This window comes from Thioclava kandeliae (assembly GCF_040297545.1).
GTDB classification, from domain to species: Bacteria; Pseudomonadota; Alphaproteobacteria; order Rhodobacterales; family Rhodobacteraceae; genus Thioclava; species Thioclava kandeliae.
On the sequence record NZ_JAYWLC010000010.1, the window covers coordinates 20,974 to 46,494 of the forward strand.

The following is a 25,521-nucleotide window of genomic DNA, read 5'->3' on the forward strand; positions in this document are numbered from 1 at the left end:
ATCACTCGACCGGGCAGGTGCTGTCCGTGGTGTAATCATGCACTTCCAGCTCGCCATCGGCGATCTTCTTGGCGGCCGCATCTACCGGTGCACGCATCTCGGCGGTGACCAGATCGGCATTGTTCTCGTCCATTGCATAGCCCACGCCGTCATCGGCCAGACCCAACGTCACAACGCCGGTTTCCATATCGGGGCCCGCGGTGAACATGTCATAGACGGCGTTATCCACGCGCTTGACCATGGAGGTCAGCACTTTGCCCGGATGCAGCATGTTCTGGTTGCTGTCGACGCCGATCGACAGGATGTTCTCGTCGGCTGCGGCCTGCAGGATACCGATACCGGTGCCACCGGCGGCGGCATAGATCACATCCGCACCCTGGCTGATCTGCGCCTTGGCAAGCTCGGCACCTTTCACGGGATCATTCCATGCGGAGGGCGTGGTGCCGGTCATGGCCTGAACGACCTTGATGTCGGGATTGGCCGCTTTGGCGCCCTGCACATAGCCACAGGCGAATTTGCGGATCAGCGGGATGTCCATGCCGCCGATAAAGCCGACGGTGCCGGATTTGGAGGCCTCTGCCGCCAGCATGCCGACCAGATACGAGCCTTGTTCTTCCTTGAACACGACCGAGCGGACATTGGGCAGATCGACGACCGAGTCGATGATCGCGAATTTGGTGTCCGGATAATCGGGCGCCACGGTGTTCAGCGTATCGCCGAAAGCGAAGCCGGTAGTAATGATCGGGTTCGCGCCGGATTCGGCCAGACGGCGGAGCGCCTGCTCGCGCTGTGCTTCCGATTGCATCTCGAGTTCTTTATAGCTGCCGCCGGTCTCCTCGACCCAGCGTTTCGCGCCATTGAACGCGGCCTCGTTGAAGCTCTTATCGAATTTGCCACCCAGATCGTAGATCAAGGCCGGATCGGCAAGGCTGGCACCCGCGGTCAGCGCAAGCGTCGCGGCAGCGCCGAGAATGGATTTCATAAAGCTCATGGATATCTCCCCGATCATGGCTTGGCCGGCCCGAAGGGGCCGGTGGAAGGGCATTCTATCTGTGCCCCATAGCCAATTCAGACCGAACTCGGCAAGACGCGTCAAGTCAGATTTGACCCCTCCGTAGGGGGCGGTCGTCATTTTTCGTCTGATTGGTCAGAAAATGTCCGGCCCGAAGTCGCGCACCATCAGGATCGCGTCACTCCGCTTGCCATCAGGATGGCGGTAATAGTTCTCGCGGATACAGCTGTCGGACCAGCCCGTCGCTAGGTAAAGTGCGTGGGCAAAATGATTTTCCATCGCGACCTCGAGATGGGCGATCTCGGCGTTGCGGGCGCGTAACTCGTCATCGAACCGCGCCATCAACCGGCGCGCAATGCCCTGACGCCGCGCGGCGGGGGCCACCGCGATGGTGGTGAGCTCCGCCTCTCCGGCGATCACCCGACCGATCAGGAAGCCCTGGTCTTCCGAAAGGCAGAAGTAGAATTTCTTCGAGAGCGTCTCGGCGAATTCCTCGGCCCGCCACGGGCGCGGGGTCGTGAAACACTGTTTGTGGATCGCGGCCATCTGGGCAGGTGTCATGGGCGGGCTCTTAGTCGAGGATAACAGGCGGCGCATCCGAGGGCGGGGCGGCATCGGCGGCGCGGATATAGAGGGGCGCGGGGCGCGCGTGATCGGTCTGCGTGGCCAGTTTGCGCGCCGCGATACGGGCGATGCGCTCGGGCACCTTTGCCATCTCGCAGGGCAGGGCCTGCGCAATGCCCAGAAGGCTGGCGATCCGTTCGGCCTGCGCGCCGATCACCCGCTGGGCGCCCAGAACGGTCAGCGCGGTGTCGGGCGCTTCGGGGTCGAAATGCACAGGTTTGGCGGCGGGCGCCCCCTGATCGAAGAGCTGCAGATAGACCTGATCGCGCGGGGCCGCCACGGAGACGATCTCGCGGCCCGCAGACTGGCCCTCGCGCAGGATCTCGAAATTCGACACGCCGATTGCGGGGATCTTGCGGGCCAGCGCCAGACCGCGCGCGGCCGAGACCGAAATCCGGATGCCGGTAAAATTGCCCGGCCCGATCCCGACGCCGATCGCATCAAGGTCGGCCCAGCTAACGCCCTGATCCGACATCATTTCTTGCATGATCGGCATCAGGCGCTCGGCCTGACCTCGCGACATTTCCTCGGTGCGCGCGGCCAGAAGCGTGTCGCCGCGCAGCAAAGCGGCCGCGCAATGCGCGGCCGAGGTGTCGAAAGACAGTATCAGAGGCTCAGCCTGCAACGGGGCGGACCTCGGTCACTTCGGGGATGTAATGGCGCAGCAGGTTCTCGATGCCCATTTTCAGGGTCAGCGTCGAAGAGGGGCAGCCCGCGCAGGCGCCCTGCATATGCAGATAGACCACGCCACGCTCGAAACCGTGGAAGGTGATGTCGCCGCCATCCTGAGCCACGGCGGGACGCACGCGGGTATCGAGAAGATCCTTGATCTGCGCCACGATCGCGCCGTCCTCGGCATCACCCGTATGCTCGGCATGGCCGCCAGAGCCAGCACCTTCGCCGTCCATCACTGGCGCGCCGGACTGGAAATGCTCCATGATCACGCCGAGGATTGCAGGTTTCGCATGATCCCAATCGGTCGCATCATCTTTGGTCACGGTCACGAAATCGGACCCGAAGAACACGCCCGTCACGCCGGGCACGGCGAAGATGGCCTTTGCCAACGGTGATTTGGCAGCCGCGTCCGCGGTCGGGAAGTCGGCAGTGCCCATCTCCAGAACGGTCTGGCCGGGCAGGAATTTCAGCGTCGCCGGGTTCGGCGTGGTCTCGGTCTGAATGAACATGATGGGCTCCTTCGGCTTTGGGCACCTGATATGCGCTTCAGGGGCCCCGATGTCAATGTTTAGAAAAGTTCTAAACTATTCCCGATCAGGTGATCTGTTCGAGCTTTTCCTTCGACATATCGCCCGGCACGATGGTCAGCGGGAAGGGCAGGGTTCCGGCGATCTTGGTCATCTGCGTCACCAGCGGACCGGGGCCGCCCTTGCCCGAACCCGCGCCCAGAACCAGAACGCCGATCTCGGGGTCATCCTCGACCAGTTTGAAGATTTCCTTGGCCGGTTCCCCTTCGCGGATCACCAGCTCGGGGTTCACCCCCTGACGGTCGCGCATCCATTTTGCGAAGACCTCGAAATGTGCCTCGATCCGCTCGCGGGCTTCCTCGCGCATCAGCTCGGCCACCCCCATCCAGTGCTGGTATTCCTCTGGCGGGATCACCGAGATGATGGTCACGCCGCCACCCGTGTGGCTGGCGCGCATTGCCGCAAAACGCATCGCGTTCAGGCATTCGCGGGTATCATCGAGCACGACAAGGAATTTGCGCATGAAAGCTCCGGGAAAACGGGGCCAAGCGCGGCTTGGCCGTGAAAGGAGTGCCCATAGGAGGGGCGGGTGCATGATTGCCCGCCGCTCCGATCTTTGCAACCGCCTGTGAAATCAGAGCGGGCAGCTCGTCGCCCAGTCCATATACAGCTCGCGCGCCTTGCGGGTCAGCGGGCCGTATTCATAGCTCACATCGTCGAAGGCCTTGACATATTGCACCTTCGAGAAGTTGCCGGTCAGGAAGACCTCATCGGCTTTACGGAAGTCTTCCAGCGTCAGAACCGTCTCGTTGACGGTATAGCCCGCCTCGCGCAGGTTCTTCATATGGCGCTTGCGGGTCAGGCCTGCGAGGAAGGTGCCGTTGGCGACTGGGGTGAAATACTCGCCATCCCTGACCATCCACACATTGGCCGATGCGGTCTCGGCCACATTGCCGAGCGCATCCTGCACCAGCGCATTGCCGAAGCCCTTGCGCTGCGCCTCGACCAGCATCCGCGCGTTATTGGGATAGAGGCAGCCCGCTTTGGCATTGCAGACATTGTCGGCCAGCACGGGGCGGCGGAACTGGGTGGTGGTCAGCGTGGTGGCCGCATCCTCGGCGGGCATCGGCACTTCCTCGAGGCTGATCGCGAAGCCGGTGGAGTTCGGCGCGGGCGAGATCCCCAGTTCGGAGCCGTTCACCGCCCAATACATCGGACGGATATAGACGGCGGTATCGGTGCCATAGGGTTTGAGCCCCTCGCGCACGATCTCGACCATCTCGGCGGCGTCCATCGTCGGGGTGATCATCAGCGCCTCTGCCGAGCGGTTCAGGCGGGCGCAATGGGCGTCCAGATCGGGGACGAGCCCGCCAAAGAGGCGCGCGCCGTCAAAAACATTGGACCCTTGCCAGAGCCCGTGATCGGCCGCGCGCATGACCATCGCATCGCCATCGTGCCAAGCCCCGTCAAACCATGTGCGGATATTCTTACCGAATGCCATCTTCTTCTCTCCAAATTCTGGCGCCAAGCAATCATCTTGCGCCGCAAAGGTCCAGAGAGGCGGAACGTAAAAACGCTTGTGCAGGGCCGCCATGCGCTCAGGGAGCGGAGCGCATGGCGGTTATATGATCAGAAGTTGTCGACGCGGGCCGCCGAGGAGACCGTCGTGTTGAACAGGCTGAACAGCGTCTGGGCCTTCACGATCGGGCTTTCGGTGGCCAGAACCACATCCTGCGGCTGCAGATAGAAGTTCTGTGCCGAGAAGAGGCCATCCGTTGTGGTCAGGTTGATCGAGAAGATCACCCGCTGGTTCGACGGACCGTTGGGGCCCACGGCACTGGCCGGATAGTCGCGCAGGATCAGCACGCCTTTCGGGTCGGCGCGGCTGTCATTGACGCCGCCTGCAAGGGTGATCGCCTCGAGCGCGGAAACCTTGTCACGCGGGAAGGGCACGATGGCTTCCTTGCCGGTGGCGCCCATCGAAAGGAAATAGCGCGGATCTTCGGTCACCAGCAGTTTGTCGCCGCGGCGCATGCCGGTGTCGAGCGTGGGATCGTCGATCAGGCGCTTCATCGAGATTTCATAGACCGAGTTGCCGCGCAGCAGACGCACCTGCGGGTTGGCGAAGGATGACGACACCCCGCCGCCCTCAGTGATGGCCGACAACACGCTCATCGGACGTTGCGACAGATCGATGGATTTGGGTGCGGCCACACCGCTGACCAGATCGGCGGTGTTGCGTGCACCGGGCTGGCGCGAGAGCTGGACCTGTGCGGCGGGAAGGAGTGAGCTGAGCGCGTCCTGCACCCGCTCGCGGGCGGTCTCGACCGTGAGGCCCGCCACATGGATCGGTCCCGCATAGGGGACAAAGAGCGTCCCGTCATCGTTGATCTGCGTGGCCTGCAGCGCCACCGAGGGGGCGCCTTCGGTTGTCAGCAGCTTGTTGTCACCGTTTTCCCAGACCGCCAGACCGACGCTGTCACCGGCGCTCAACGTGCCGGGCTGGGAGCTTGCGCCGCCCCGCAGCCATGCGCGCGGCGGCAGGGCATGGGCACCGGCAGGCCAGCTATGGATCTGGGCGAGATGGGCACGGTCAATCTCGTAATGGGCGAATTGAGCGTTTTCCTTGCCTTCGTTCTTGAGGATCTCAGAGCGCATGGCCGCACCGCGCGGGAGCGTGCAGGCGCCTAGGGCGACGAGGGCCGCAATCAGAAATACTGCGCGACGGTTTTTCAAACTCATTCACTTCCCCCGTTTCGCATCCTTGAAACGGATGCTAAGTCTTTGGCAGGCTTCAATCGCATAGGCGCGTTCGGCGCTATTCATGGCCTGTCCGAGAGAGATTTACAAGTTGGCAGATAATTTTTCGACCCAGCCCGCCCTCGCGCAACCTGCCGCTCTGGCGCAGCGTCCCGTCAGGGTGCTGGCTGTTGGCGCGACCGGACGGCTGGGGCGGCTCCTCGTGCCGGCATGGCGCTCTTCGGCCTTCGGCCTGACCTCGGGGCTCGAACTTGCGCTGCAGGCACGCAGCGAGGGGAAGGGGGCCGATATTCTCTTTGATCCACTGGCAGATAGCGTCGATTTCCGCCGCGCGGCCGAGGCTGCGGATGTGGTGCTGTGTCTGGCGGGTGTGACGCCGGGACAGGACGTGGATATGGGGCTCAATGTGACACTCGCGCAGGCTGCCTGCGAGGCGGGAAAGGCCACGGAACGGCCGGTCATTCTGGCCTCTTCGGCTGCCGTCTATGGGCGGGGCTCCGCCGATCTGCCGCTTGCCGAGGATGGGCCGCTCGCGCCCCTGTCCGATTACGGCCGTGCCAAGGTCGCAATGGAGGAAATGGCACGCGGATATGCGCGGACCTGCTGTCTGCGCATCGGGAATGTGGCGGGGGCGGATGCGCTTCTGGGGGCCGAGGCTCCCGCGGCGGGGCGCGTGCTCGATATGTTCGGGGGCATGGCGGATAAGCCGCACGGGCCGCTGCGGAGCTATATCGGGCCGGTGACGCTGGCGCAGGCGCTTGCGCGGCTCGCGCGATTCCTGGCGGCGGGCGCGCGCGTGCCCGAAATCCTCAACATGGCCGAACCCGATCTGGTGTCGATGGACGCGCTGCTGCGTGCGGCGGGCGAGCCGTTCACCCCGCGTCCGGCGCCGGCCGAGGCCATCGAACGGGTCGAGCTGGATGTCAGTCGCGCGGTGGCGCTGGGGCTTGTGCCCGAGCGCCCCGTCGAGGCCACGCGACTGGTGGCCGAACTTCGTCAATTGCGTGGAGATCTTCGATGACATTCGGCAAACGCCTCTTTGATCTGGTGCTTGCGCTTTTGCTGGCTCCGATCCTGCTGACGCTGATCGCGATCGTGCTGGTTACCTTGGCCTTTACCGAAGGGCGGCCCTATTTCTACGTTGCCGAGCGGATGAAAAGCCCGACCGAGAGCTTCCGGCTCTGGAAATTCCGCACGATGAGCCTCGTGGAGAGCGATAGCGGGGTCTCGGGGGGCAACAAGGCGGCACGGATCACCCGAATCGGACGGATCCTGCGCAAGACCCGTGGCGACGAGCTGCCCCAGCTGTGGAATATCTTCAAAGGTGATCTGAGCTTCGTGGGTCCACGCGCACCGCTGCGCGAATATGTCGAGCGGTTTCCCGCCATCTATGGTGAGGTGCTCAAATCCCGCCCCGGCGCGACGGGTTTGGCCTCGCTCTACTACCATCGCCATGAAGAATGGCTGCTTTCCCAATGTGATACGCCAGAGGAGACCGATCGTGTCTATTGCGAGACCTGCATTCCGGCCAAGGCCAAGCTGGATCTTATGTATCAAAAACATCGCTCCGTCTGCTTCGATGCCCGAATTGTCTATGATACGATCAAAAAAGTTCTCGACTGACAGAGTGCGAGGCTTATCCTGCACATGCAGCACCGACTGACGAACTCTATTTGACCCCGAGAGGCCTATGCCTTCTTTGACACGGCGCCTCGTGGCGTTGAACCAGAAAACGAAATTCTGCATTCTGGCGGTGGTCGACCTGATGATGGTCCCGCTGACCTTCTGGCTGGCGCTTATCCTGCGCTTCGGGCTGGAGGAGGCGGTCAATACATTCCGCTTCACGCTGGTCTATCTGCCCTTCCTGCTGATGGTCAGTGTCGGTCTCGGTTCTGTGCTGGGGATGTTCAACCGCAAGCTGAAGGATTTCGATGGCGAGGCCGTGCTGCGGTCACTGGCGATTTCCGTAGCGCTCGGGATCTCTTCCTATCTCCTGTCGACCATCTCGCATGTGAATGCTGGGCTGCGGCTGCATATCCTCTTTGCCATCGTGCATTTCGTGGCGACGGTGGGGATGCGGCAATTCCTCTATTTCCTCTTGGTGCAGATCTACCGGCAGTCGAATGTCGTCAGCCGGATCGCGATCTATGGCGCGGGGCGCACCGGCATGGCGCTGGCGCATGAGCTGCGCAACCGGCCCGGCATGATGATCTATGCGTTCCTTGATGATAACGGCACGCTGGACGGGATGAACCTCAACGGTGTTCCGATCTTCTCCGGGGTGCATGCCGACAAGGTTATCGAGCGTCACAAGATCAACCGTGTGATCCTCGCGATGCCGTCGGTCTCGGTGCAAAAACAGACCTTCATCTCCAAGCGTCTGGCGCGTCTGGGGATCGATGTCGAGACGCTGCCGGCCTTCGCGCGGCTGACCGGCGAGACCAATCTGCTGACCAAGCTGATGCCGGCCGGCACGGCAGCGCTTCTGCCGCGCGAGAATCTCGAGAAGAAAATCAGCAACAGCCACACCGCCTATCGCGGACGTGTGGTGATGATCTCGGGGGCGGGGGGCTCGATCGGGATCGAGCTATGCCGCCAGGTGATGACCAGCCGTCCGAGCAAACTGGTGCTGTTCGAGCTGTCCGAATATGCGCTCTATCAGGCCGAGGCCGAGATGCGGGTCCTGGGCGAGGCGATCGGCTGCGAGATCGTGCCGGTGCTGGGCTCGGTCTGCGATTCCGTGCATGTGCGCGAGACGCTGGCCCAGCATCGTGTCGAGGTGGTGCTGCATGCCGCCGCCTACAAGCACGTCCCCCTCGTCGAGAGCAATGCGCGTGTCGGGATCTCCAATAACGCGCTCGGCACCGCCGTTCTGGCACGCGCCGCCCGCGATTGTGGAGTGCGCCGTTTCGTGCTGGTCTCCACCGACAAGGCGGTGCGCCCGAGCAATCTGATGGGCGCTTCCAAACGGTTCGCCGAACTCACCGTGCAGGATCTGGCGGGCCGCTCGCAGGGCACGATCTATTCCATTGTGCGCTTCGGCAATGTGATGGGATCCTCGGGCTCGGTCATTCCGCTGTTCAAGGAGCAGATCGCGCGGGGCGGACCGGTAACGGTGACCGATCCGCGCATGACGCGCTATTTCATGACCATCCCCGAAGCGGCGCGGCTCGTGCTGGCCGCTGGAGCCTTTGCCGAGGGCGGTGAGGTCTATGTGCTGGATATGGGCCGCCCGATGAAGATCGTCGATCTGGCCGCCAAGCTGATCGATGCGGCGGGCTTCACCGTGCGCAGTGAGGAAAATCCCGAAGGTGATATCGAGATCGCCTTCACGGGTCTGCGTCCGGGCGAGAAGCTGCATGAGGAGCTGATGGTACGCAAGGGCGCGCAGACCACGGATCACCCCAAGATCATCCGCGTGCGCGAGGATATGCTCTCCGAAATCGAGATGGCCGCCGCGCTGCGCGATCTGCGCGAGGCGGTCGATCTGGGCGATACGGCGGGTATTCTGGGCGTGATCCTGAAATCCGTGCCCGAATATGTGCCGCGCAGCCTGCCCGAGGGCTCCCTGCAGCTGCGCCTTGCCCGTGAATTGCGCGAAATCCGCAAAGACGACGCGAGTGGCACCCCTGCAGAATAGGGCAGTTCAGTCCGTGAAGGGGTCCTGCGGGTAGCCCACGCAACACAGGTAGAGCCCCTGAGGCGGGCAGACGGGGCCACAGGCCGCCCGGTCGCAGGCCTCGAGCGCGTCTTTCACCTGATCGGGCGCCCATGCGCCGCTGCCGACCTTTTCCAGCGTCCCCACAATCGAGCGCACCTGATTATGCAGGAAGCTGCGGGCGCGCAGGAAGAAGCGGAATTCCTGCCCATGCGGTATGGGGCGCTCCTCGATGGTGATCTCGTCGATCGTCTTTACCGGCGATTTTGCCTGACAGATCGAACTGCGGAAGGTGGTGAAATCATGCAGGCCCACCAGATGGGCGGCCCCCTCGCGCATCGCGTGGAGATCGAGCGGGTTGCGCACCCGCCAGACCTGACCGGCCTCATGCGTCATCGGTGCGCGCCGCACCACGAGCCGAAAGAGATATTGCCGCTCTACGGCACTAAAACGGGCGTGGAAATCGTCGGCCACCTTTGCGGCTTTCAGGATGGCCACGGGGGCGGGCTTCAGATGGAAGTTCAGCGCCTCGGAGAGCCGGAACGCATCCCAGTCCTTTTCAAGATCGAAGGTCGCAACCTGCGCGGTGGCATGCACGCCGGCATCGGTGCGGCCTGCCGCCGCAATCGTGTGCTCGCGTGGTTCCAGTCGTGCCAGTGCCGCCTCGATGGCGCCTTGCACCGAGGGCTGGTCGGCCTGTCTTTGCCAGCCCGCGAAGGGCTTGCCGTCATATTCGATCTTGAGAGCATATCTGGGCATAAGGCTTCCCTAGCGAGGGCTGTGCGCCCTTGCAAGTATCTCGCTATGGTAAATGACATATAGAAACCCTGCGTCCCGTGCTAACCTTACCGTGATTGCGGGGTGGATCGGGCGCGCTGAATGCCTATCTTGGTGCCGCGACCAGAAGGGGAGGAAAGAGACATGAAACTCAGCCGCATTCCATCCATCAACGAGGCCCTGCCGGGGCGCGAGATGCCGATGCCCGTCACCCAACCGCATTTCGTCACCGGACGCGATCTCGAGGCCCCCGTGCCCGCGGGAATGCAGCGCGCCATGTTCGGCATGGGATGTTTCTGGGGCGTCGAGCGGCTCTTCTGGCAGCTGGACGGGGTCTGGCTCACCATGGTGGGCTATGCGGGCGGTCATACGCCCAATCCGACCTACGAGGAGGTCTGCTCCGGCCTGACCGGCCATAACGAGGTGGTTGGCCTGATCTATGACCCCAAAAAGATCTCTTATGAGGCGCTTTTGCGGGTATTCTGGGAAGGCCATGACCCGACGCAGGGCATGCGGCAGGGCAATGACCGCGGCACACAATACCGCTCGGGCGTCTATACCTTCAGCCCCGAACAGGCCAGAGCCGCCGAGGAAAGCCGCACCGTCTATGCGGCCAAGCTGGCGCAGGCCGGCCACGGGGCGATCACCACCGAGATCTATCCCGCACCGCCCTTCTACTATGCCGAAGACTACCACCAGCAATATCTGGCCAAGAACCCGCGTGGCTATTGCGGCATTGGCGGCACTGGGGTCTCTTGTCCCATCGGACTGGCGGTCTGATAAGGGGGGCGCTATGGCGCCCTTCTTCTTCTGCTGACAGGCTTGTTCGGCCTGTGGGGTGCTTGACGATAGGGCCAAAGCCCGCCAAAGCAGGGAGAAGCCCGAAAGGAGATCTCCATGCCCACCTATACCGCTTTCACCACGCTTTCCGACCGCGATCTTGCCGATGCGCTTGAAGAGCGCGTGGGCGAGATCGAGCCCGCCCCCTATGGCACGGGCGTCTTCGAGATCGAGGACGGGTCGGGGCGTTACGAGATCGGCGCCTATTTCACCGAGAAGCCCAACGAGATCGCGCTGGCTCTTCTGGCCGCCGTGCATGGCGCGCAGGATTTTGTAGTGTCCGAACTGCCCGATCAGGACTGGGTCGCGCATGTGCGCCGCGAGTTGGCGCCGGTCGCTGCGGACCGGTTCTTTGTTTACGGCAGCCACGATGCCGACAAGGTGCCCGAGGGGGCCATCGCGCTGAAGATCGATGCGGCGATGGCCTTCGGCACCGGCCATCATGGCACAACGCTGGGCTGCCTTCTGGCGCTGGATGCGCTGGAGAAAGACGGCTTCCACGCGAAAAACACGGTCGATATCGGCTGTGGCACTGCCGTGCTGGGGATGGCCGCGGCCAAGATCTGGCCGGAAACCGTTCTGGCCTCGGACATCGATCCGATCGCGGTCGAGACGGCCCGGGCCAATGTCGAGGGCAATGATCTTGCGGGGCGCGTAATCTGTCTCGAGGCTGCGGGCTTTGGCAATCCGGCCCTGGCCGAGGCCGCGCCGTTCGACCTGATCTTTGCCAATATCCTCAAGGGCCCGCTGCTGGCGCTCGCCCCCGATATGGGTCGCAACTGCGCCGAATCAGGCTACGCAATTCTAAGCGGAATCCTTCATGAGCAGGCTGATGACGTCGTGTCAGCTTACGAAGCGGAAGGGTTCAGTCTCCGCCAGCGAAACGAACATGGCGACTGGACGACATTGGTTCTTCAAAAGAGCTAATCGCCAATATTTTGAATGGGTTTTTGCTAAAAATGCTCGAAATAATTTAACAATCCCTTCATAAGTGCCGTAGCGGCAATGACTGCTGCGGCACTGTGGAGGATGGTATGGGCACGCATATTTCGAAAGAATTCGCCGAGCGTATCGACCGTATCGCGCGGACCCACAAGGCCGGTGGCGGTTTCGAGGCTGTGGGGGCTCTGGGGCGTCTGGATCAGGTCAAGCCGCAGTCGTCGCGCCGGATCAGCCTGCCGCTGAAAGCGCTCGTCTTCCTGTTCCTTGGCTTTTTCCTCTTTAAGGGTGCGATGATCGCGCAGATGGGCGAGCAGAGTTATCTGCTGCGTCTGACGACCCTCAAGGCGGATGGTGGTTTCGATGCTGCGGTCGCTCTCGTCATGGCGCCGGATACGCTCAGCCACATCGCGGCGCGTTTTATCTCGCAACTGCTGGGATAAGGCTCGGCCCGCATCGGGCCAGATGTCAGACAGAAATAGAAAAAGCCGTGCACTCTCAGAGTTGCACGGCTTGTCTTTTAGCTTCGTAAGCGCGGGTGAGGAGAGTTAACGTCCTTACATCCATAGCTTAGCGGATTTTTGCGATATCGAAGCGGCTCAGGCCGATGTCGTTGAGTTCACGATCGGTCAGTTTGGACAGGGCGATGCGGGTCATGCGGCGGTCGTTCCAGTTCGCGATCATGTCGATCACCTGTTGGAAGAAGCCAGCGCGGACGGTGCGCATTTCGATACGGTTTGCAGTTTGCAGCGACATGGGGTCACCTTTTCAGTTCGTGCTAATAGTTGATCTCTTCTCTTATGAAGCTGCACATAATATGAGCGGTTTATAAAAACAAATGGCGCTTGGGCAGTCCCGCCATGCAGTTTTTGCATGGCATATTTTGTAGCGTTTCATGCCTTCTTTTTAGACGTTTATGCCGTTCGCGGCGGTGTCCCCTTCCTGATGTTCCTGTTTCGTGCTAGCAGTCGTAAAAGAACGGTAAAGGGGCAGGCTATGCGGGTGATCGGAATCGATCCGGGATTGCGGAATCTCGGCTGGGGCGTGATCGAGATGGAGGGATCGCGCATGCGTCATCTTGCCAACGGGACGCTGCATTCGGCAGGTGATTCTCTGGCGAGGCGGCTGATGGAGTTGCATGCGGGCCTGACGCAGGTGTTCGAGATCCATAGCCCCGAAGCGGCCGCCGTCGAGCAGACCTTTGTCAACAAGGATGCGGTGGCCACGCTGAAGCTCGGGCAGGCGCGGGGGATCGCGCTGCTGGTGCCGGCGCAGGCAGGGCTCGAAGTGGGTGAATACGCCCCCAATGCGGTGAAAAAGGCCGTGGTGGGCGTGGGTCATGCCGATAAGGTGCAGGTCCAGCATATGGTCAAGCACCAGCTGCCTGGCGTCAGTTTCGACAGCCCCGATGCGGCGGATGCGCTGGCGATTGCGATCTGTCATGCCTTGCATCTGCAATCGGCGCGCCGCATGAATGCCGCGCAACTGTCGCGCGCGGCTTCGGGCAGCGGGCGGATCAAAAGGAGCGCATCATGATTGGACGTCTGGCCGGAACCATCATCCATCGCGGGCTCGATCAGGTGATGATCGATGTGCGTGGCGTAGGCTATGTGGTGCATGTGAGCGCGCTGACTTCGCAGAGCCTGCCGCGGGTGGGCGAGCCCTGCGCTCTCTATACCGACCTGCTGGTGCGCGAGGATCTGTTGCAGCTCTTCGGTTTTGCGAGCCTTCTGGAGAAAGAGTGGTATCGCCTGCTTATTTCCGTTCAAGGGATCGGGTCGAAAGCGGCGCTGGCGATTTTGGGAACACTCGGGCCGGAGGTTCTGGGGCGTTCGATTGCCTTGGGCGACTGGTCGGCGGTAAAAGCTGCGCCCGGTGTGGGGCCGAAGATCGCCCAGCGAGTGGTGAACGAGCTGCGCGACAAGGCGCCCTCGATCATGGCGATGGGCGGCGATCTGACGGTGGAGGCCGCGCCGGTGATCGAGGCGGATGGCGAGGTCATAGAGATGTCACCGAAGACGCCTCGCCCTGCGCCTGCGGCGACGCCAAAGACCAATTTCACCGCCGAGGCGCTGTCGGCGCTGACCAATCTGGGCTATTCGCCGACCGAGGCCGCGGGGGCGGTGGCGCAGGCCTCCGAGGATCCGGCGGCGGTTGATACCGCCAAGCTGATCCGGCTGGCACTGCGTCTGCTGGCGCCGAAAGATTGAGGGGAGTGCGATGCTTGAGGGCATCGAGCCCTCTTCGCATCGCGGGCGGCACAGCCGCCCATGGACAGACCTCCGAGCTTGCGCGAGAATGAGAGCATGAACGAGCCAGACCCCACCCTTCGCCCCGACCGTCTGCCGGAAGATGCCGACCGCGCCTTGCGGCCGCAGGGGCTTGATGAATTCGTGGGGCAGGCCGAGGCGCGGGCCAATCTGCGCGTGTTCATTGCCTCGGCCCGCATGCGCCAGCAGGCGATGGACCACACGCTGTTCCACGGCCCGCCCGGTCTGGGCAAGACCACGTTGGCGCAGATCATGGCCCGCGAGCTGGGGGTGAATTTCAAGATGACCTCTGGCCCTGTTCTGGCCAAGGCGGGGGATCTGGCGGCGATCCTGACCAATCTCGAGGCGCGCGATGTCCTGTTTATCGACGAAATCCACCGGCTCAATCCTGCGGTCGAGGAGGTGCTTTACCCAGCGATGGAGGATTTCGAGCTCGATCTGGTGATCGGCGAGGGGCCTGCCGCGCGCACCGTGCGGATCGAGTTGCAGCCCTTCACGCTGGTGGGCGCCACCACGCGGCTGGGGCTCCTGACGACGCCGTTGCGTGACCGGTTCGGTATTCCGACGCGGCTGCAGTTCTATACAGAGGACGAGCTTGACCAGATCGTGACGCGGGGCTCGCGGTTATTGGGGATCCCCTCCGATCCCGAGGGCACCCGCGAGATCGCCAAACGTGCCCGTGGCACGCCGCGGATCGCGGGGCGGCTGTTGCGCCGTGTGGTAGATTTCGCGCTGGTCGAGGGCGATGGCCGCCTGACCCGCGAGATTGCCGATAGCGCGCTGACGCGGCTGGGGGTCGATACGCTCGGTCTCGACGGGGCGGACAGGCGTTACATGATGCTGATGGCCGAGCATTATGGCGGCGGGCCGGTCGGGGTGGAGACACTCTCGGCAGCGCTGTCGGAAAGCCGCGATGCGATCGAGGAGGTGATCGAGCCCTATCTCTTGCAGCAGGGCCTGATCCAGCGGACGCCGCGCGGGCGGATGCTGGGGCAACGTGCCTGGCGCCATATGGGGCTTGCCGAACCGCAGACGACCCCGCCCGCACAAAGCGATATGTTCGAGTGAGGCGCTGATGACCGACCCCTTGGCCCGTTTCCCGATTACCGGCCCCGAGATCGACCGCGTTGTGGCGGCCTTCTACGCCCGTGTGCGCGAGCATCACATGTTGGGGCCGGTCTTTGCTGCCCATGTGACCGACTGGCCGGCCCATGAGGAAAAGGTCGCGGCCTTCTGGCGCGGATCGATCCTGCATGAGGGGGACTATGACGGATCCCCGATGATGGCACATCGGCGGGCGGGCAATGTGCGGCCGGGCATGTTTCCGGTCTGGCTGGGACTGTTTGACGACACATTGCGGCGCGAGTTGGACCCGCTGGCCGCGGCTGGCTGGTCGGCGCTGGCGCACCGGATCGGCACCAGCTTGCGGGCGGGTGTGGTGGAGCGCGAGAAACTGCCGGGCGGTATCCCGAAGCTGCGATGAGAAGCGAGAAGCAGAAGATGCTGGCGGGTGATTTATATTGCGCCGCCGATCCCGAATTGCAGGCCGATATGGCGCGGGCGGCAGCGGTGCTGGCCGCGTTCAATGCGCGGCTGGATGCGGGGGCCTGTGCCGAACTTCTCGGGCCGTTGCTGGGCGCTTTTGGTGAGGGCACGCAGATCAAGCCGCCTTTCCGCTGCGATTATGGCCAGCATATCCGTGTGGGAGCCCGTAGCTTTATCAATTTCAACGCCACCATTCTGGATTGCGCTCCGGTCACGATCGGTGACGAGGTGCTGATCGGCCCCAATGTGCAGATCTATGCCGCGACCCATCCGCTTGAGGCCGCGCCCCGTCGCGCCATGCTGGAATCGGGCAAGCCTGTCACCATCCATGACGGGGTCTGGATCGGCGGTGGGGCGATCCTCTGCCCGGGTGTGACGATTGGCGAGAATGCCGTGGTTGGGGCAGGGTCCGTGGTGACCCGCGACGTGGCACCGAATATGCTGGTGGCGGGAAATCCCGCCCGTCTGATCCGGAACCTCTGATCCGGAACCTCTGATCCGTCAGCTCTGATCCTTCTCGCGGCCAAAAAGGCCCGTCAGGCTGCGCGAGAGGATATTGGTCACTTTCGGTTTGCGCAAAGTCGCGAAGGGCATCGGCCGGCAGACCTCCATCGCGGCAATGCCCACGCGCGCGGTCAATGCGCCATTCACCACCCCCTCGCCAAAGCGGCGCGAGAGTTTGGCGGCCAGATGCCCCCCCGCGACTGTCTCGATCAGGTCATCGCCTGCCGCAACCGCCCCCGTGGCGACCAGATGCGTCATCACCGAGCGCGCCAGCCGGATCGAGCCGAGGCTTCCTGCGCGACCCCCGTAAATCTCGGCGATGCGCCGGATCATGCGGATATTGGCCATCAGCGCGGTGCCCACATCGGCCAGTGCCAGCGGCACGAGCGCGGTGGTGGCTGCGACCATGCGCGAGGCGGCCTCGATCTCGAGGCGCACGGCTTGGTCGAGCGGCTCCATCAGCGTTGTTTCGGTGAGGCCGATCAGCGTCTGCACATCCAGCTGCTCGGGGGCCTGCTCGGCCAGCCGCGCGCGCGACCAGTCCATCTCCTTGCGGGCCGCGTAGATGGAGGACACGCGGGCCGAGACCTTCCGTGCGCGGGCAAGATCATCGCTCTGCACGCATTGTGTGACCTCATGGTGCACCGTATCGAGCCGTTTGAGCCGCGAGAAGGCAGCGATCTCGCGCATGGCCACCATGAGGGCGGCCAGAACGAAGAGCCCCAGCAGGCCAGCACCGACCCATCCGAGGAAGGGGTTCGCGGCAAAGAGGCTTTCGACGAAGCGCCATGCCGCGACCGAGGCCAGAAAGCCGATCAGTGCCACGAATGACCGCCAGAAGAACCGCCCGATCTTTGAGGGAGGGCGGGCCGCAAGTCGTGCCGCAATCTGCATGGCGCGGCCCTCGAGCCGCTCCTGCGTGGCGTCTGGCAGGTCGGCCACGGGGGGCGCATCGGCGGGGTTCTGGGGCGCGTCATCCAGCTCGATCATCACGGGCTTTGTCACGGGCTTTGTCACAGGCGGTCTCCCAGCAGGAATTCGGCAGCACGGTCGAGGCGGATATGGGGCGGCCCGTCTCCGGGACGCAGGGCGAGAGGCGCGGGGGCGAAATCCATGATGGAGTAATCTCCCGCCAGCCAGTCCTCGCGCCCGCGCCGTGCCGAGGACAGAAGCTGGGCGGGGTCATCGGGCAGCTCGCCCGGATAAAGCGCCACATTGCGCCCGTCGGGCAGGCGACCCCGCACCGCTGGCAGCACCGTTTCGCCCTGTGAAATATCGGCCTCGGTCGTGGCGCGTAGCGCGGCGATGGCCAGCGCCTGTGTTTCGGCACCGGCAAAATCGGCACGGTCGCGGGCCTCGCGCAGGAGGGCCTGCGTGATATTGGCCAAGCGGGCATGCTGGCTGTGATGCAGATGGTCGGCCTTGGTCGCGGCAAAGAGGATGCGCTCCACCCGATGCCCGCCGATCAGGCTGGTGAGCCAGCTCGCCCGCCCGGGGCGGAAGGCGGTGAGGATATCTGCCATGGTCTGGCGCAGATCCTCGAGGGCTGCCGGCCCCGCATGGATGGCGCTGAGCACATCCACCAGAACCACCTGCCGGTCGATACGGGCGAAATGGTCGCGGAAGAAAGGGCGCACGATCTCGCGCTTATAGGCGTCATAGCGGCGCTCCATCTCGCGGGCCAGCGAGCCGCGGGGGCTGGCCGAGGGCGGCAGCGGCGCAAAGGTTAGGGCGGGCGATCCGGCCTTCTCGCCGGGCAGCAGGAACCGCCCCGGCGAGCAGTCCGAAAATCCGGCATCCTTGGCGCTATGCAGATAGGCGGTAAAGCCCTGGGCCAGACGGTCGGCCACGGGCTCGTCATGGCGCTGGTCGGGGTCGGTCTGGCGGGCCAGCGCCAGATAGTCCGCCCCGCCCGGACGCGTCGAGAGCCGCGCGAAAGCCTCATCCGCCCATTGCCGGTAGCTTTTTTCCATCAGCCCCAGATCCAGAAGCCATTCTCCGGGATAGTCGACGATATCGAGATGCACGGTGCGCATGCCCCGCATCCCCGCCAGAAGCCCGCCCGGCTGGACGCGGAAACTCAGCCGCAGCTGCGAGACCGCCCCCGTGCCTTCGGGCCAATGCGGATCGGGGCCGGTAAGTGCGGCCAGATGGCTCTCATAGGCGAAGCGCGGGACGGTATCATCGGGCTGGGGCTGCAGGAAAGCGGCACGGATGCGCGATTGGCCGGTAAGCGCGGGCATCCGGCCACGGTCAAGGAGATTGGCCACAAGGGATGTGATGAACACCGTCTTGCCCGCGCGAGAGAGCCCCGTCACGCCAAGCCGGATCACCGGCTCGAACAGGCTCTCGCTTACCGAGGATCCCAGACCCTCGATCCGCCGTGTCAGCCCGTCTGCCAGATCCGAAATGCCCAAAACGCGCGCCCCTATACGATTGATCCCGCTTAGATATAGGAGGGGGGCTGGCGGGGTTCAATCGTGGTGGCCCTTGCTTGGCTCTTGTGGCGAGGGCCGATGGGCGTGCCGCAGGCCGCCCATCCGCGCGCGAAGCGGGGCTCGATGCCCCCGAGCGCGCGCCCCTCACGCAGAGCAGGCTCAGTTCGGCGCGCTGCTGGCAGGCGGTGTGGCCATTTCGGGGGCAGGGGCTTCCTCGGCAGGGGCTGCGGGCTGGTCTGGTGCCGGTTTGGCCTCGCCACCGGCTTCGGTCAGGGTGTTGTCCGACCAACTGCCTGCGGCCGTCTGCCCGTCGGCATATTTCATCACGCCCGCCCCCTGCCGCTTTCCTTGCGCGAAATGGCCGGTATAGACATCACCATTGGCATAGGTGGCCACGCCCTCGCCGTCGATCTCGCCCTCGCGCCAGTCGCCCTCATAGGTGAAGCCATCGGTCATCGTGAGGCGGCCCTTGCCCGAGCGCTGGCCATTCTCGAAATTGCCCTCGTAGACCGTGCCATCGGCATAGCTCGCGCGGCCCTGTCCCTGACGCTGACCGCCCTTCCAGGACCCCTCGTAGACATAGCCGTCGGGATAGGTCATCCGGCCCTGACCCTCGTTGCGGGCATTCACGAAATCGCCCTCATAGGTCAGGCCATTAGCATAGGTCGCGCGGCCCTTGCCCTCGATCTGTCCCGCTGACCACTGCCCGTCATAGCTCGACCCGTCGGGATAGGTGATCTTGCCCTGTCCGTCGGGGAGATCGTTGACGAACGCGCCCACATAGACCGAGCCATCGGGATAGGTGACCTTGCCCTGACCCTCGATCCGGCCCTCGACCCAGTCGCCCTCATAGACATAGCCATCCGTCCCGCGGAACGTGCCCTTGCCCTGACGGCGGTCCATCGCGAAATTGCCCTCGTAGGTATCGCCATTGGCATAGGTCACCTTGCCCTGACCGTTGCGGCGCCCGTTCTCCATCGCGCCCTCATAGGTATCGCCATTGGCCTGTGTCAGATGGCCGGTGCCGTTCATCTGGCCCGCCTTCCACAGGCCGGTATAGCTCAGCCCGTCGGCCATGGTCAGCGTGCCCATGCCGTCGCGCTGACCCGCCTTCATGCCGCCCTCATAGGTCGCACCATCGGGATAGGTGATCTTGCCCTGACCCTCTTTTGCGCCATTGACCCAGTCGCCCTCGTAGCGATAGCCGTTCTCGCCGGTCAGCACGCCCTTGCCGTCATGGCGGGCATTCCTGAACTGGCCTTTATAGGTCGTCCCATTGGCATAGCGGGCGGTGCCTTCGCCGGTGATCTCGCCTGCACTCCACTCGCCCTCATAGGTGCCGCCATCGATAAAGGTGATCTTGCCTGTGCCGTCGGGCTTTCCGGCGGTGAACTGGCCCTCATAGACGGAGCCGTTGGGGAAGCGTGCGCGGCCTTCGCCCTGGATCTGTCCCGCAACCCAGGAGCCCTCGTATTCATAGCCCGAGGGCAGGGTGTATTTGCCGTGCCCGTCCTGTTTGCCATTGCGGAAGGTGCCAGTATAGATGCCGCCATCATCATATTCCTTGGTCGCCACATCGCCTGCATTTTCCTGTGCGGCCACGACACCTGCCGTGCCGAGACCCAGAGCAAGGATGAGGGCGATATTGCGAAGCGGGGCGAAAGTCATGGGGCGCGGCTCTCCTGTGTGGCCCGCCGGCCCGTCGGGCTGCGGCAGGTCTTTGCCGCTAAACTACGGGCAGAGCGCGTATGAGACAAGGGTGGCGCATGGTGCCTTCGCCCTATGTGATGGAACGCGATGCCCTTCCCCTCGCGCGCGCTTGCCGTTACACCATCCCTCGAGACTTAATGAGGATCTGTCCCATGGCCGCGACCTTCCGTTTGACCCTTGCCCAGCTGAACCCCACGGTGGGCGCGCTTGATGCCAATGCCGCCAAGGCGCAAGCCGCATGGGAGGAGGGCAAACAGGCAGGGGCCGATTTCGTGGCCTTGCCCGAGATGTTCCTGACCGGCTACCAGACGCAGGATCTGGTGATGAAGCCCGCCTTCATCGCCGATTGTATGGCGCGGATCGAGGATCTTGCCGCGCGTCTGGCCGACGGTCCGGCGCTGGGGATCGGCGCGCCCTATCAGGACGCGACCGGCCATTACAACGCCTACTGGGTGCTCAAGGGCGGCAAGGTCGTGGCGCGGATGCTCAAGCACGAACTCCCGCATAAAGAGGTCTTCGACGAGCACCGGATCTATGATGTGGGCCCGATCTCGGGGCCCGTGCAGATCGGCGCGGCGCGGATCGGTCTGCCTATCTGCGAGGATGCGTGGCACCCCGATGTGGCCGAGACACTGATGGAGACCGGTGCGCAGATCCTGATCGTGCCCAATGGCTCGCCCTATTTCCGTGACAAACACGAGGTGCGGCTCAATCATATGGTGGCCCGCGTGGTCGAGACCGGCTTGCCGCTCGTCTATCTCAACTCGGTGGGCGGGCAGGATGATCAGGTCTTTGACGGGGCGACATTCGTCCTCAATGCCGACCGTTCCCTGGCCGCGCAATTCGCTCCTTTCGAGGAAATCATCGACCATATCACCTTCACCGAAACGCCCTCGGGCTGGGTGGCAGGCGAGGGCCGCTTCGACCCGCAGCCCGACGCATGGGAGCAGGATTACCGTGCGATGGTCATGGCGACCCATGACTATCTGGCGAAATCGGGGTTCAAGAAGGTGGTGCTGGGTCTCTCGGGCGGGATCGATTCCGCCATTGTGGCGACCATTGCCGCCGATGCCTTCGGCCCCGAGAATGTGCATTGTGTGATGCTGCCCTCGGAATATACCAGCCAAGGCTCGCTCGATGATGCGGCCGAACTGGCGCGGCGTGTGGGCACGAAGCTCGATACCGTGCATATCGAGCCCGCCCGCGACGGGGTGACCAAAGCGCTGGCCCATGTGTTTGATGGCATGGCGCCTGACGTGACCGAGGAAAACATCCAGTCGCGCCTGCGCGGCACGATCCTGATGGCGATTTCCAACAAGTTTGGCGCCATGCTGCTGACCACCGGCAACAAATCCGAGATGGCCGTGGGCTATTGCACGATCTATGGCGATATGAATGGCGGCTATAACCCGATCAAGGATCTCTACAAGACCCGCGTGTTCGAGACCTGCCGCTGGCGCAATGCCAATCACCGCCCGTGGATGAAGGCGCCCGAGGGCGAGGTGATCCCGAGCATTATCATCGACAAGCCGCCTTCGGCCGAACTGCGCCCCGACCAGAAGGACGAAGACAGTCTGCCACCCTATCCGGTGCTCGATGACATCCTCGAGCGGCTGGTGGAGGGCGATCAGTCAGTGGCCGAGATCGTGGCGGCAGGCCATGACCGCGAGACGGTCAAACGCATCGAGCATCTCCTGTATATTTCCGAATGGAAACGCTTCCAGTCGGCGCCCGGCACGAAGCTGACGCGCAAGGCGTTCTGGCTTGATCGCCGCTATCCGATGGTCAATCGCTGGCGCGACCAGTCGGGCCAATAAAAGCGCCAATAATCAGACGAAATGCAGGGGGCATTGCGGCAGCAATGCCTCGATATCCTCGCCATGGCAAAGTTCGGTGGCGGGCGTCATCACCGCCGCCGAGGCGGCCGCTGCCCCATGCTGCAACGCCTGCGGCAGGTCCAGCCCGCGCGCCAGCGCCCATGTGAAGCCGGCCACGAAACTATCTCCCGCTCCGACCTTGGAGGCGATCTTCACCCTTGCCGCTTCCGCCACCCAGCGCCCTTCGCGCGTGGCCATCACATTGCCATCGGCGCCGCGTGCAATCAGAACGCAATCGGCCAGACCCAAAACGACCAATTCTTGTGCAAAATCGGCCGTGTCGCGACGGGTGGGCAGGGGGCGTCCTGCCAGTTCCTCGGCCTCCAGATCATCCATCCGCAGAAAATCGGCGGCGCGGTGCTTGCGCTGCATCAGATGCAGAAGGGCGGGGCCGGACGTGTCGAGAAACAGCCGCGCTCTGACGGGTGCCAGATGATCGGCGAGCCTCGCGGGGAAATCCTCGGGGACTCCGGGCGGTTGGCTGCCCGACAGCACCACAATCCCGCCTTCGGGCAGGGCGCGGGCGATCTGACTCAGGGCGGACGCCACATCGGATGCGCTCCAGCAGGGGCCCGGCATGACAAAGCGGTATTGCTGATTGCTGGCCAAATCATCCACTGTCAGGCTCTGCCGCGTCTCGCCCGGTGCGGGAAAAGGCACCACGCCGATGCCTTGTGCCGCCAGCAACCCCGTGATCTTGGTGCCAATCGCCCCGCCCAAGGCCACGAAGGCCGTGCTCTGACCGCCCATCGCGGCAATCGCGCGGCTGACATTGATCCCGCCGCCACCCGGATCCTCTTGCGGCGCGGTGCAGCGTAGCTTGCGATCGGGGAGCACCTGCGCCGTGGCAATGGACAGATCGACGGTCGGATTGAGCGTAACGGTCAGGATCGGTGTCATTGATGTCCCGGGTTATGAAGGAATTTACCTCGAATTTAAATTATAAGCTGACGATAGGGTGGATTGCTAGCTGAGCTTACGTTGGGAAAGCAAAACTTAAGAGTGTGTGCCTTATGTCGACTCATAGAGTTGAGGAGAGAGACGTAATGATTCCCGATACGAACGACCCGCGCTGGAAGCGCGTTCTGACTTCCGAGTCCGACCTGTCCGCGACCTCGCTGGCCACCCGTCTTATGGTGTCCCGTCTCCGTCGTGAAGTTGCAGCAAGCCCCGCAGCCCTGGCTGCAAAAATCGGGGAATTGCGCGATTTTGTGGTCAAGAACCCCTTTGCCACTGCTGATATGGCCAAATTCTGAAGCTGGAGCCTCCGATGAAAAATGAAATGCTGAGTGTTGCGGATGTGTCCGCACGGATCAATGACGGTGCAACGATGGTCATCGCGGGGGCCGAGGAACTGCTGCGTCAACTGCCCAAGGGGAAATGGATCGGCGGCACGACCGTCTATTTCGTGACCGATCAGGGCGGGGCCGTTGTGCGTGACAAGCTGTTCTGCACTACCTTCGACCGCGTGGCCGAAACGGATATGCGCTATGTGGATGTGGACGCGCTGCCCACCATCGCCGAGGGCTATAAGCCTAATGGCTTTACGATGATCATGATTCCCGCTTTCTCGGTGGCGCATTCGAATTTTGCCGTCGAAGGCCAGACCTATGACAATCTCTTCAATCAGCCATTGGCGGGCTGGATCACCGGTGTGCATCTCGACGATCTGGGCAGGAAAGCCCCGATGATCTTCGATGGCGCCACGGGGCAGGGCCATGACGAAGGGGCGGTGCTGCTGCATGTGGGCCTTCCGGCGGATGCGAAAGCCGATCTCGATATTCTCAATATCTTCGCTCAGGGAGACAGGGAGGATCTGACCTTCCGTTTCAAAAAAGACGGCTTTGTTGCCAGCACCGTAGAGGTGAATGGCGAGGAGGTCGATTTTGCGACCTATATCGAGGAGAACCAGATCGATACCCGCCTGCCGCTGGTGGCCAACTATTCCGGCGCGATGGTCAATGTCTCGATCCAGTCGGTCGATACGGTTTCGGGGCAGGTGAAGTTCTACGCGCCTGTCGTGGCGGGGGTGGAATACCGCATGGCCAATGCCCTTGGCAGCTATGCACAAGCCTTTGCAGAGGGCGCAGGCAATACGGGAGAGGGGCAGTATTCGTGCAACTGCATCCTGAATTATCTCTATGGCGAGCTGGAAGGTCAGCGCACCGGTAATTTCACCGGTCCGGTCACCTTCGGCGAGATCGCTTATATTCTTCTCAACCAGACGCTGGTGCGGATGGATATCTCGGATACGGACGCGGCTTGAGCCGCGCCTGACCGGCAGAAGCCACAATGCAAAAGGCCCGCCGTAATGGCGGGCCTTTCTGTGTATCGCACGGCAGATCAGGCCTGTTCGGGCAGGTTGAACTGGTAGGAGGCGGGGATGAACTCGTATCCCTCGTCTTTTGCGCGCAGGAAGCCCAGACCCGGGAAGGGCATGTGGTAGCCGATAAACGGCACACGCGCATCGGCGACGCGCTTCAGGATGCGATCACGCGTTTCCTTGGCCTTCTCCTTGTCCATATCGAAGCGCACTTCCCAATCGGGGCGCTGCAGCGACCAAACATAGTGATTGGCGGTATCGGCGGTCAGGGCAAATTCCTGCGCGCCGCTGGTGATCCAGAAGGCCAGCATGCCGGGCGTATGGCCATAGGCTTCCATCGCCTTGATGCCGGGCACGACCTCGTCATCGGGACCGATGAAGCTGAACTTGTCTTCCAGTGGGCGGACCTTTGCCTCGAAGGTCTCGTTCTTGGCCTGTGACCAGTAATCCCATTCGACCTGACCGGTAATATAGGCGGCATTGGGGAAGGTCGGGCCACTCTCGCCCATCAGACCCCCGATATGGTCGCCATGCATATGGGTGATGACCACATGGGTGATCGCCGAGGCGTCGAGCCCCGCGGCTTCCAATGCGGCGAGAATGCCATCGGAGTTCAGGCCGGTGTCGAACAGGATTTTCGCGTCGGCGGTTTCGATCAGAACGGGCGTGAACCCGTTCAGCGAGCGGTCGGCGGGGATGAAATTGGCCTCGGACAGGGCGGTGAACTCGCCATCCGACGCATTCAGCCCGAAGGTGCCATGCGGGTCCGCCATCGGCATCGTGCCGGCCAGCAGCGTCGTCACGGTCATATCGCCCAGTGTAAAACGACGGTATGGCGGGATTGCGGGCGTGGATTTGGGCATAGAGGGCTCGTTTTCTTGTGCCGTCGCCGCTGTTGCTGCTGCAAGCGCAGCGCCGGCAACCGGTGCGGCCACGGCCGAGAGCAACGCGTTACGACGTGTCATATGGGTGGTCATTGGGCCTTCCCCTTTGAAAACCAGTTGCTAGTGCAAACTAGGTGCTCTGGAACGAATTGCGACTC

The 25,521-nt window shown here is 63.1% G+C and carries 28 protein-coding genes; 14 read left to right on the forward strand and 14 right to left on the reverse strand.

Features of this window, described 5'->3' with window-relative positions; translation table 11 throughout:
• Nucleotide 1 precedes the first annotated feature (1 nt).
• From VSX56_RS13030 to VSX56_RS13060, 7 genes are all read right to left on the reverse strand, one after another.
• The gene (locus VSX56_RS13030) at nucleotides 2–991 is read right to left on the reverse strand and encodes a BMP family lipoprotein (RefSeq protein ID WP_339111920.1); all 990 of its coding nucleotides are present in this window, start codon (nucleotides 989–991) and stop codon (nucleotides 2–4) included.
• Nucleotides 992–1,147: 156 nt separating this feature from the next.
• Entirely contained in the window at nucleotides 1,148–1,573 is a 426-nt protein-coding gene (rimI, locus tag VSX56_RS13035; protein ID WP_350937694.1) for a ribosomal protein S18-alanine N-acetyltransferase, read from the reverse strand.
• 10 nt (nucleotides 1,574–1,583) lie between these two features.
• Nucleotides 1,584–2,261, reverse strand: coding sequence for a tRNA (adenosine(37)-N6)-threonylcarbamoyltransferase complex dimerization subunit type 1 TsaB (gene tsaB / locus VSX56_RS13040; protein WP_350937696.1), 678 nt, complete (start codon nucleotides 2,259–2,261; stop codon nucleotides 1,584–1,586).
• Entirely contained in the window at nucleotides 2,251–2,820 is a 570-nt protein-coding gene (locus VSX56_RS13045; protein WP_350937698.1) for a NifU family protein, read from the reverse strand. The genes tsaB and VSX56_RS13045 overlap by 11 nt, the downstream gene beginning before the upstream one ends.
• A gap of 85 nt (nucleotides 2,821–2,905) precedes the next feature.
• A complete protein-coding gene (locus VSX56_RS13050) occupies nucleotides 2,906–3,361 on the reverse strand; it encodes a universal stress protein (RefSeq protein WP_339111924.1) in 456 nt (151 codons plus the stop codon).
• A 111-nt stretch (nucleotides 3,362–3,472) separates the two neighbouring features.
• Complete coding sequence (locus VSX56_RS13055; RefSeq protein WP_339111925.1) at nucleotides 3,473–4,339, reverse strand: branched-chain amino acid aminotransferase; 867 nt, start codon at nucleotides 4,337–4,339, stop codon at nucleotides 3,473–3,475.
• A gap of 128 nt (nucleotides 4,340–4,467) precedes the next feature.
• Complete coding sequence (locus tag VSX56_RS13060; RefSeq protein WP_339111926.1) at nucleotides 4,468–5,580, reverse strand: polysaccharide biosynthesis/export family protein; 1,113 nt, start codon at nucleotides 5,578–5,580, stop codon at nucleotides 4,468–4,470.
• A gap of 109 nt (nucleotides 5,581–5,689) precedes the next feature.
• Between VSX56_RS13060 and VSX56_RS13065 the strand changes: the two genes are divergently transcribed.
• The 3 genes from VSX56_RS13065 to VSX56_RS13075 all read left to right on the forward strand — a co-directional run bounded on the left by VSX56_RS13065 (nucleotide 5,690) and on the right by VSX56_RS13075 (nucleotide 9,238).
• Nucleotides 5,690–6,619: an NAD-dependent epimerase/dehydratase family protein gene (locus tag VSX56_RS13065; protein ID WP_350937701.1), complete on the forward strand. Its 930-nt coding sequence runs from the start codon at nucleotides 5,690–5,692 to the stop codon at nucleotides 6,617–6,619.
• On the forward strand, nucleotides 6,616–7,221 hold the full coding sequence (locus tag VSX56_RS13070) for a sugar transferase (RefSeq protein ID WP_339111928.1): 606 nt from the start codon (nucleotides 6,616–6,618) through the stop codon (nucleotides 7,219–7,221). Before VSX56_RS13065 ends, VSX56_RS13070 begins: the two co-directional genes overlap by 4 nt.
• Before the next feature lie 67 nt (nucleotides 7,222–7,288).
• On the forward strand, nucleotides 7,289–9,238 hold the full coding sequence (locus VSX56_RS13075; protein ID WP_339111929.1) for a polysaccharide biosynthesis protein: 1,950 nt from the start codon (nucleotides 7,289–7,291) through the stop codon (nucleotides 9,236–9,238).
• 6 nt (nucleotides 9,239–9,244) lie between these two features.
• Here VSX56_RS13075 and truA read toward each other — a convergent pair whose 3' ends face one another.
• A complete protein-coding gene (gene truA, locus VSX56_RS13080; RefSeq protein ID WP_350937704.1) occupies nucleotides 9,245–10,015 on the reverse strand; it encodes a tRNA pseudouridine(38-40) synthase TruA in 771 nt (256 codons plus the stop codon).
• 162 nt (nucleotides 10,016–10,177) lie between these two features.
• Between truA and msrA the strand changes: the two genes are divergently transcribed.
• The 3 genes from msrA to VSX56_RS13095 all read left to right on the forward strand — a co-directional run bounded on the left by msrA (nucleotide 10,178) and on the right by VSX56_RS13095 (nucleotide 12,255).
• Nucleotides 10,178–10,813: a peptide-methionine (S)-S-oxide reductase MsrA gene (gene msrA, locus VSX56_RS13085; RefSeq protein ID WP_350937706.1), complete on the forward strand. Its 636-nt coding sequence runs from the start codon at nucleotides 10,178–10,180 to the stop codon at nucleotides 10,811–10,813.
• A 117-nt stretch (nucleotides 10,814–10,930) separates the two neighbouring features.
• Nucleotides 10,931–11,800, forward strand: coding sequence for a 50S ribosomal protein L11 methyltransferase (locus VSX56_RS13090; RefSeq protein ID WP_350937708.1), 870 nt, complete (start codon nucleotides 10,931–10,933; stop codon nucleotides 11,798–11,800).
• 107 nt (nucleotides 11,801–11,907) lie between these two features.
• On the forward strand, nucleotides 11,908–12,255 hold the full coding sequence (locus VSX56_RS13095) for a hypothetical protein (RefSeq protein WP_350937712.1): 348 nt from the start codon (nucleotides 11,908–11,910) through the stop codon (nucleotides 12,253–12,255).
• Nucleotides 12,256–12,382: 127 nt separating this feature from the next.
• Here the strand turns inward: VSX56_RS13095 and VSX56_RS13100 are convergent, their stop codons facing one another.
• Nucleotides 12,383–12,568, reverse strand: a complete 186-nt coding sequence (locus VSX56_RS13100; RefSeq protein ID WP_406870744.1) for a DUF1127 domain-containing protein — start codon at nucleotides 12,566–12,568, stop codon at nucleotides 12,383–12,385.
• A gap of 240 nt (nucleotides 12,569–12,808) precedes the next feature.
• Between VSX56_RS13100 and ruvC the strand changes: the two genes are divergently transcribed.
• The 5 genes from ruvC (at nucleotide 12,809) to VSX56_RS13125 (ending at nucleotide 16,110) form a co-directional block, all read left to right on the forward strand.
• Nucleotides 12,809–13,348, forward strand: coding sequence for a crossover junction endodeoxyribonuclease RuvC (gene ruvC, locus VSX56_RS13105; RefSeq protein ID WP_350937714.1), 540 nt, complete (start codon nucleotides 12,809–12,811; stop codon nucleotides 13,346–13,348).
• Nucleotides 13,345–14,022 carry a Holliday junction branch migration protein RuvA gene (gene ruvA, locus VSX56_RS13110; RefSeq protein ID WP_339111935.1) on the forward strand — a complete coding sequence of 226 codons (678 nt, stop codon included), beginning with the start codon at nucleotides 13,345–13,347 and terminating at the stop codon, nucleotides 14,020–14,022. The genes ruvC and ruvA overlap by 4 nt, the downstream gene beginning before the upstream one ends.
• A 96-nt stretch (nucleotides 14,023–14,118) precedes the next feature.
• Nucleotides 14,119–15,150, forward strand: a complete 1,032-nt coding sequence (gene ruvB / locus VSX56_RS13115) for a Holliday junction branch migration DNA helicase RuvB (protein WP_339111936.1) — start codon at nucleotides 14,119–14,121, stop codon at nucleotides 15,148–15,150.
• A gap of 7 nt (nucleotides 15,151–15,157) precedes the next feature.
• The gene (locus tag VSX56_RS13120; protein ID WP_339111937.1) at nucleotides 15,158–15,565 is read left to right on the forward strand and encodes a group III truncated hemoglobin; all 408 of its coding nucleotides are present in this window, start codon (nucleotides 15,158–15,160) and stop codon (nucleotides 15,563–15,565) included.
• Entirely contained in the window at nucleotides 15,562–16,110 is a 549-nt protein-coding gene (locus tag VSX56_RS13125) for a sugar O-acetyltransferase (RefSeq protein WP_350937717.1), read from the forward strand. Before VSX56_RS13120 ends, VSX56_RS13125 begins: the two co-directional genes overlap by 4 nt.
• 18 nt (nucleotides 16,111–16,128) lie before the next feature.
• On the opposite strand, the gene VSX56_RS13130 is transcribed toward VSX56_RS13125, so the two are convergent.
• From VSX56_RS13130 to VSX56_RS13140, 3 genes are all read right to left on the reverse strand, one after another.
• On the reverse strand, nucleotides 16,129–17,121 hold the full coding sequence (locus tag VSX56_RS13130; RefSeq protein WP_434096033.1) for a YcjF family protein: 993 nt from the start codon (nucleotides 17,119–17,121) through the stop codon (nucleotides 16,129–16,131).
• A gap of 23 nt (nucleotides 17,122–17,144) precedes the next feature.
• Complete coding sequence (locus VSX56_RS13135; RefSeq protein ID WP_339111940.1) at nucleotides 17,145–18,548, reverse strand: YcjX family GTP-binding protein; 1,404 nt, start codon at nucleotides 18,546–18,548, stop codon at nucleotides 17,145–17,147.
• Nucleotides 18,549–18,728: 180 nt separating this feature from the next.
• Nucleotides 18,729–20,237 (reverse strand): 2-isopropylmalate synthase, encoded by a 1,509-nt coding sequence (locus VSX56_RS13140; protein WP_350937722.1) that lies wholly within the window; start codon nucleotides 20,235–20,237, stop codon nucleotides 18,729–18,731.
• 194 nt (nucleotides 20,238–20,431) lie between these two features.
• Between VSX56_RS13140 and VSX56_RS13145 the strand changes: the two genes are divergently transcribed.
• The gene (locus VSX56_RS13145; protein ID WP_350937724.1) at nucleotides 20,432–22,096 is read left to right on the forward strand and encodes an NAD+ synthase; all 1,665 of its coding nucleotides are present in this window, start codon (nucleotides 20,432–20,434) and stop codon (nucleotides 22,094–22,096) included.
• Nucleotides 22,097–22,108: 12 nt separating this feature from the next.
• Here VSX56_RS13145 and VSX56_RS13150 read toward each other — a convergent pair whose 3' ends face one another.
• Nucleotides 22,109–23,056: a 1-phosphofructokinase family hexose kinase gene (locus VSX56_RS13150; protein ID WP_339111943.1), complete on the reverse strand. Its 948-nt coding sequence runs from the start codon at nucleotides 23,054–23,056 to the stop codon at nucleotides 22,109–22,111.
• Between the two features lie 146 nt (nucleotides 23,057–23,202).
• Between VSX56_RS13150 and VSX56_RS13155 the strand changes: the two genes are divergently transcribed.
• Together VSX56_RS13155 and VSX56_RS13160 are read left to right on the forward strand one after the other, a co-directional pair.
• Entirely contained in the window at nucleotides 23,203–23,412 is a 210-nt protein-coding gene (locus VSX56_RS13155) for a hypothetical protein (RefSeq protein WP_339111944.1), read from the forward strand.
• A gap of 14 nt (nucleotides 23,413–23,426) precedes the next feature.
• On the forward strand, nucleotides 23,427–24,422 hold the full coding sequence (locus VSX56_RS13160; protein ID WP_339111945.1) for a DUF6976 family protein: 996 nt from the start codon (nucleotides 23,427–23,429) through the stop codon (nucleotides 24,420–24,422).
• A gap of 77 nt (nucleotides 24,423–24,499) precedes the next feature.
• Here the strand turns inward: VSX56_RS13160 and VSX56_RS13165 are convergent, their stop codons facing one another.
• Nucleotides 24,500–25,456 (reverse strand): MBL fold metallo-hydrolase, encoded by a 957-nt coding sequence (locus tag VSX56_RS13165; RefSeq protein WP_339111946.1) that lies wholly within the window; start codon nucleotides 25,454–25,456, stop codon nucleotides 24,500–24,502.
• Nucleotides 25,457–25,521 lie beyond the last annotated feature (65 nt).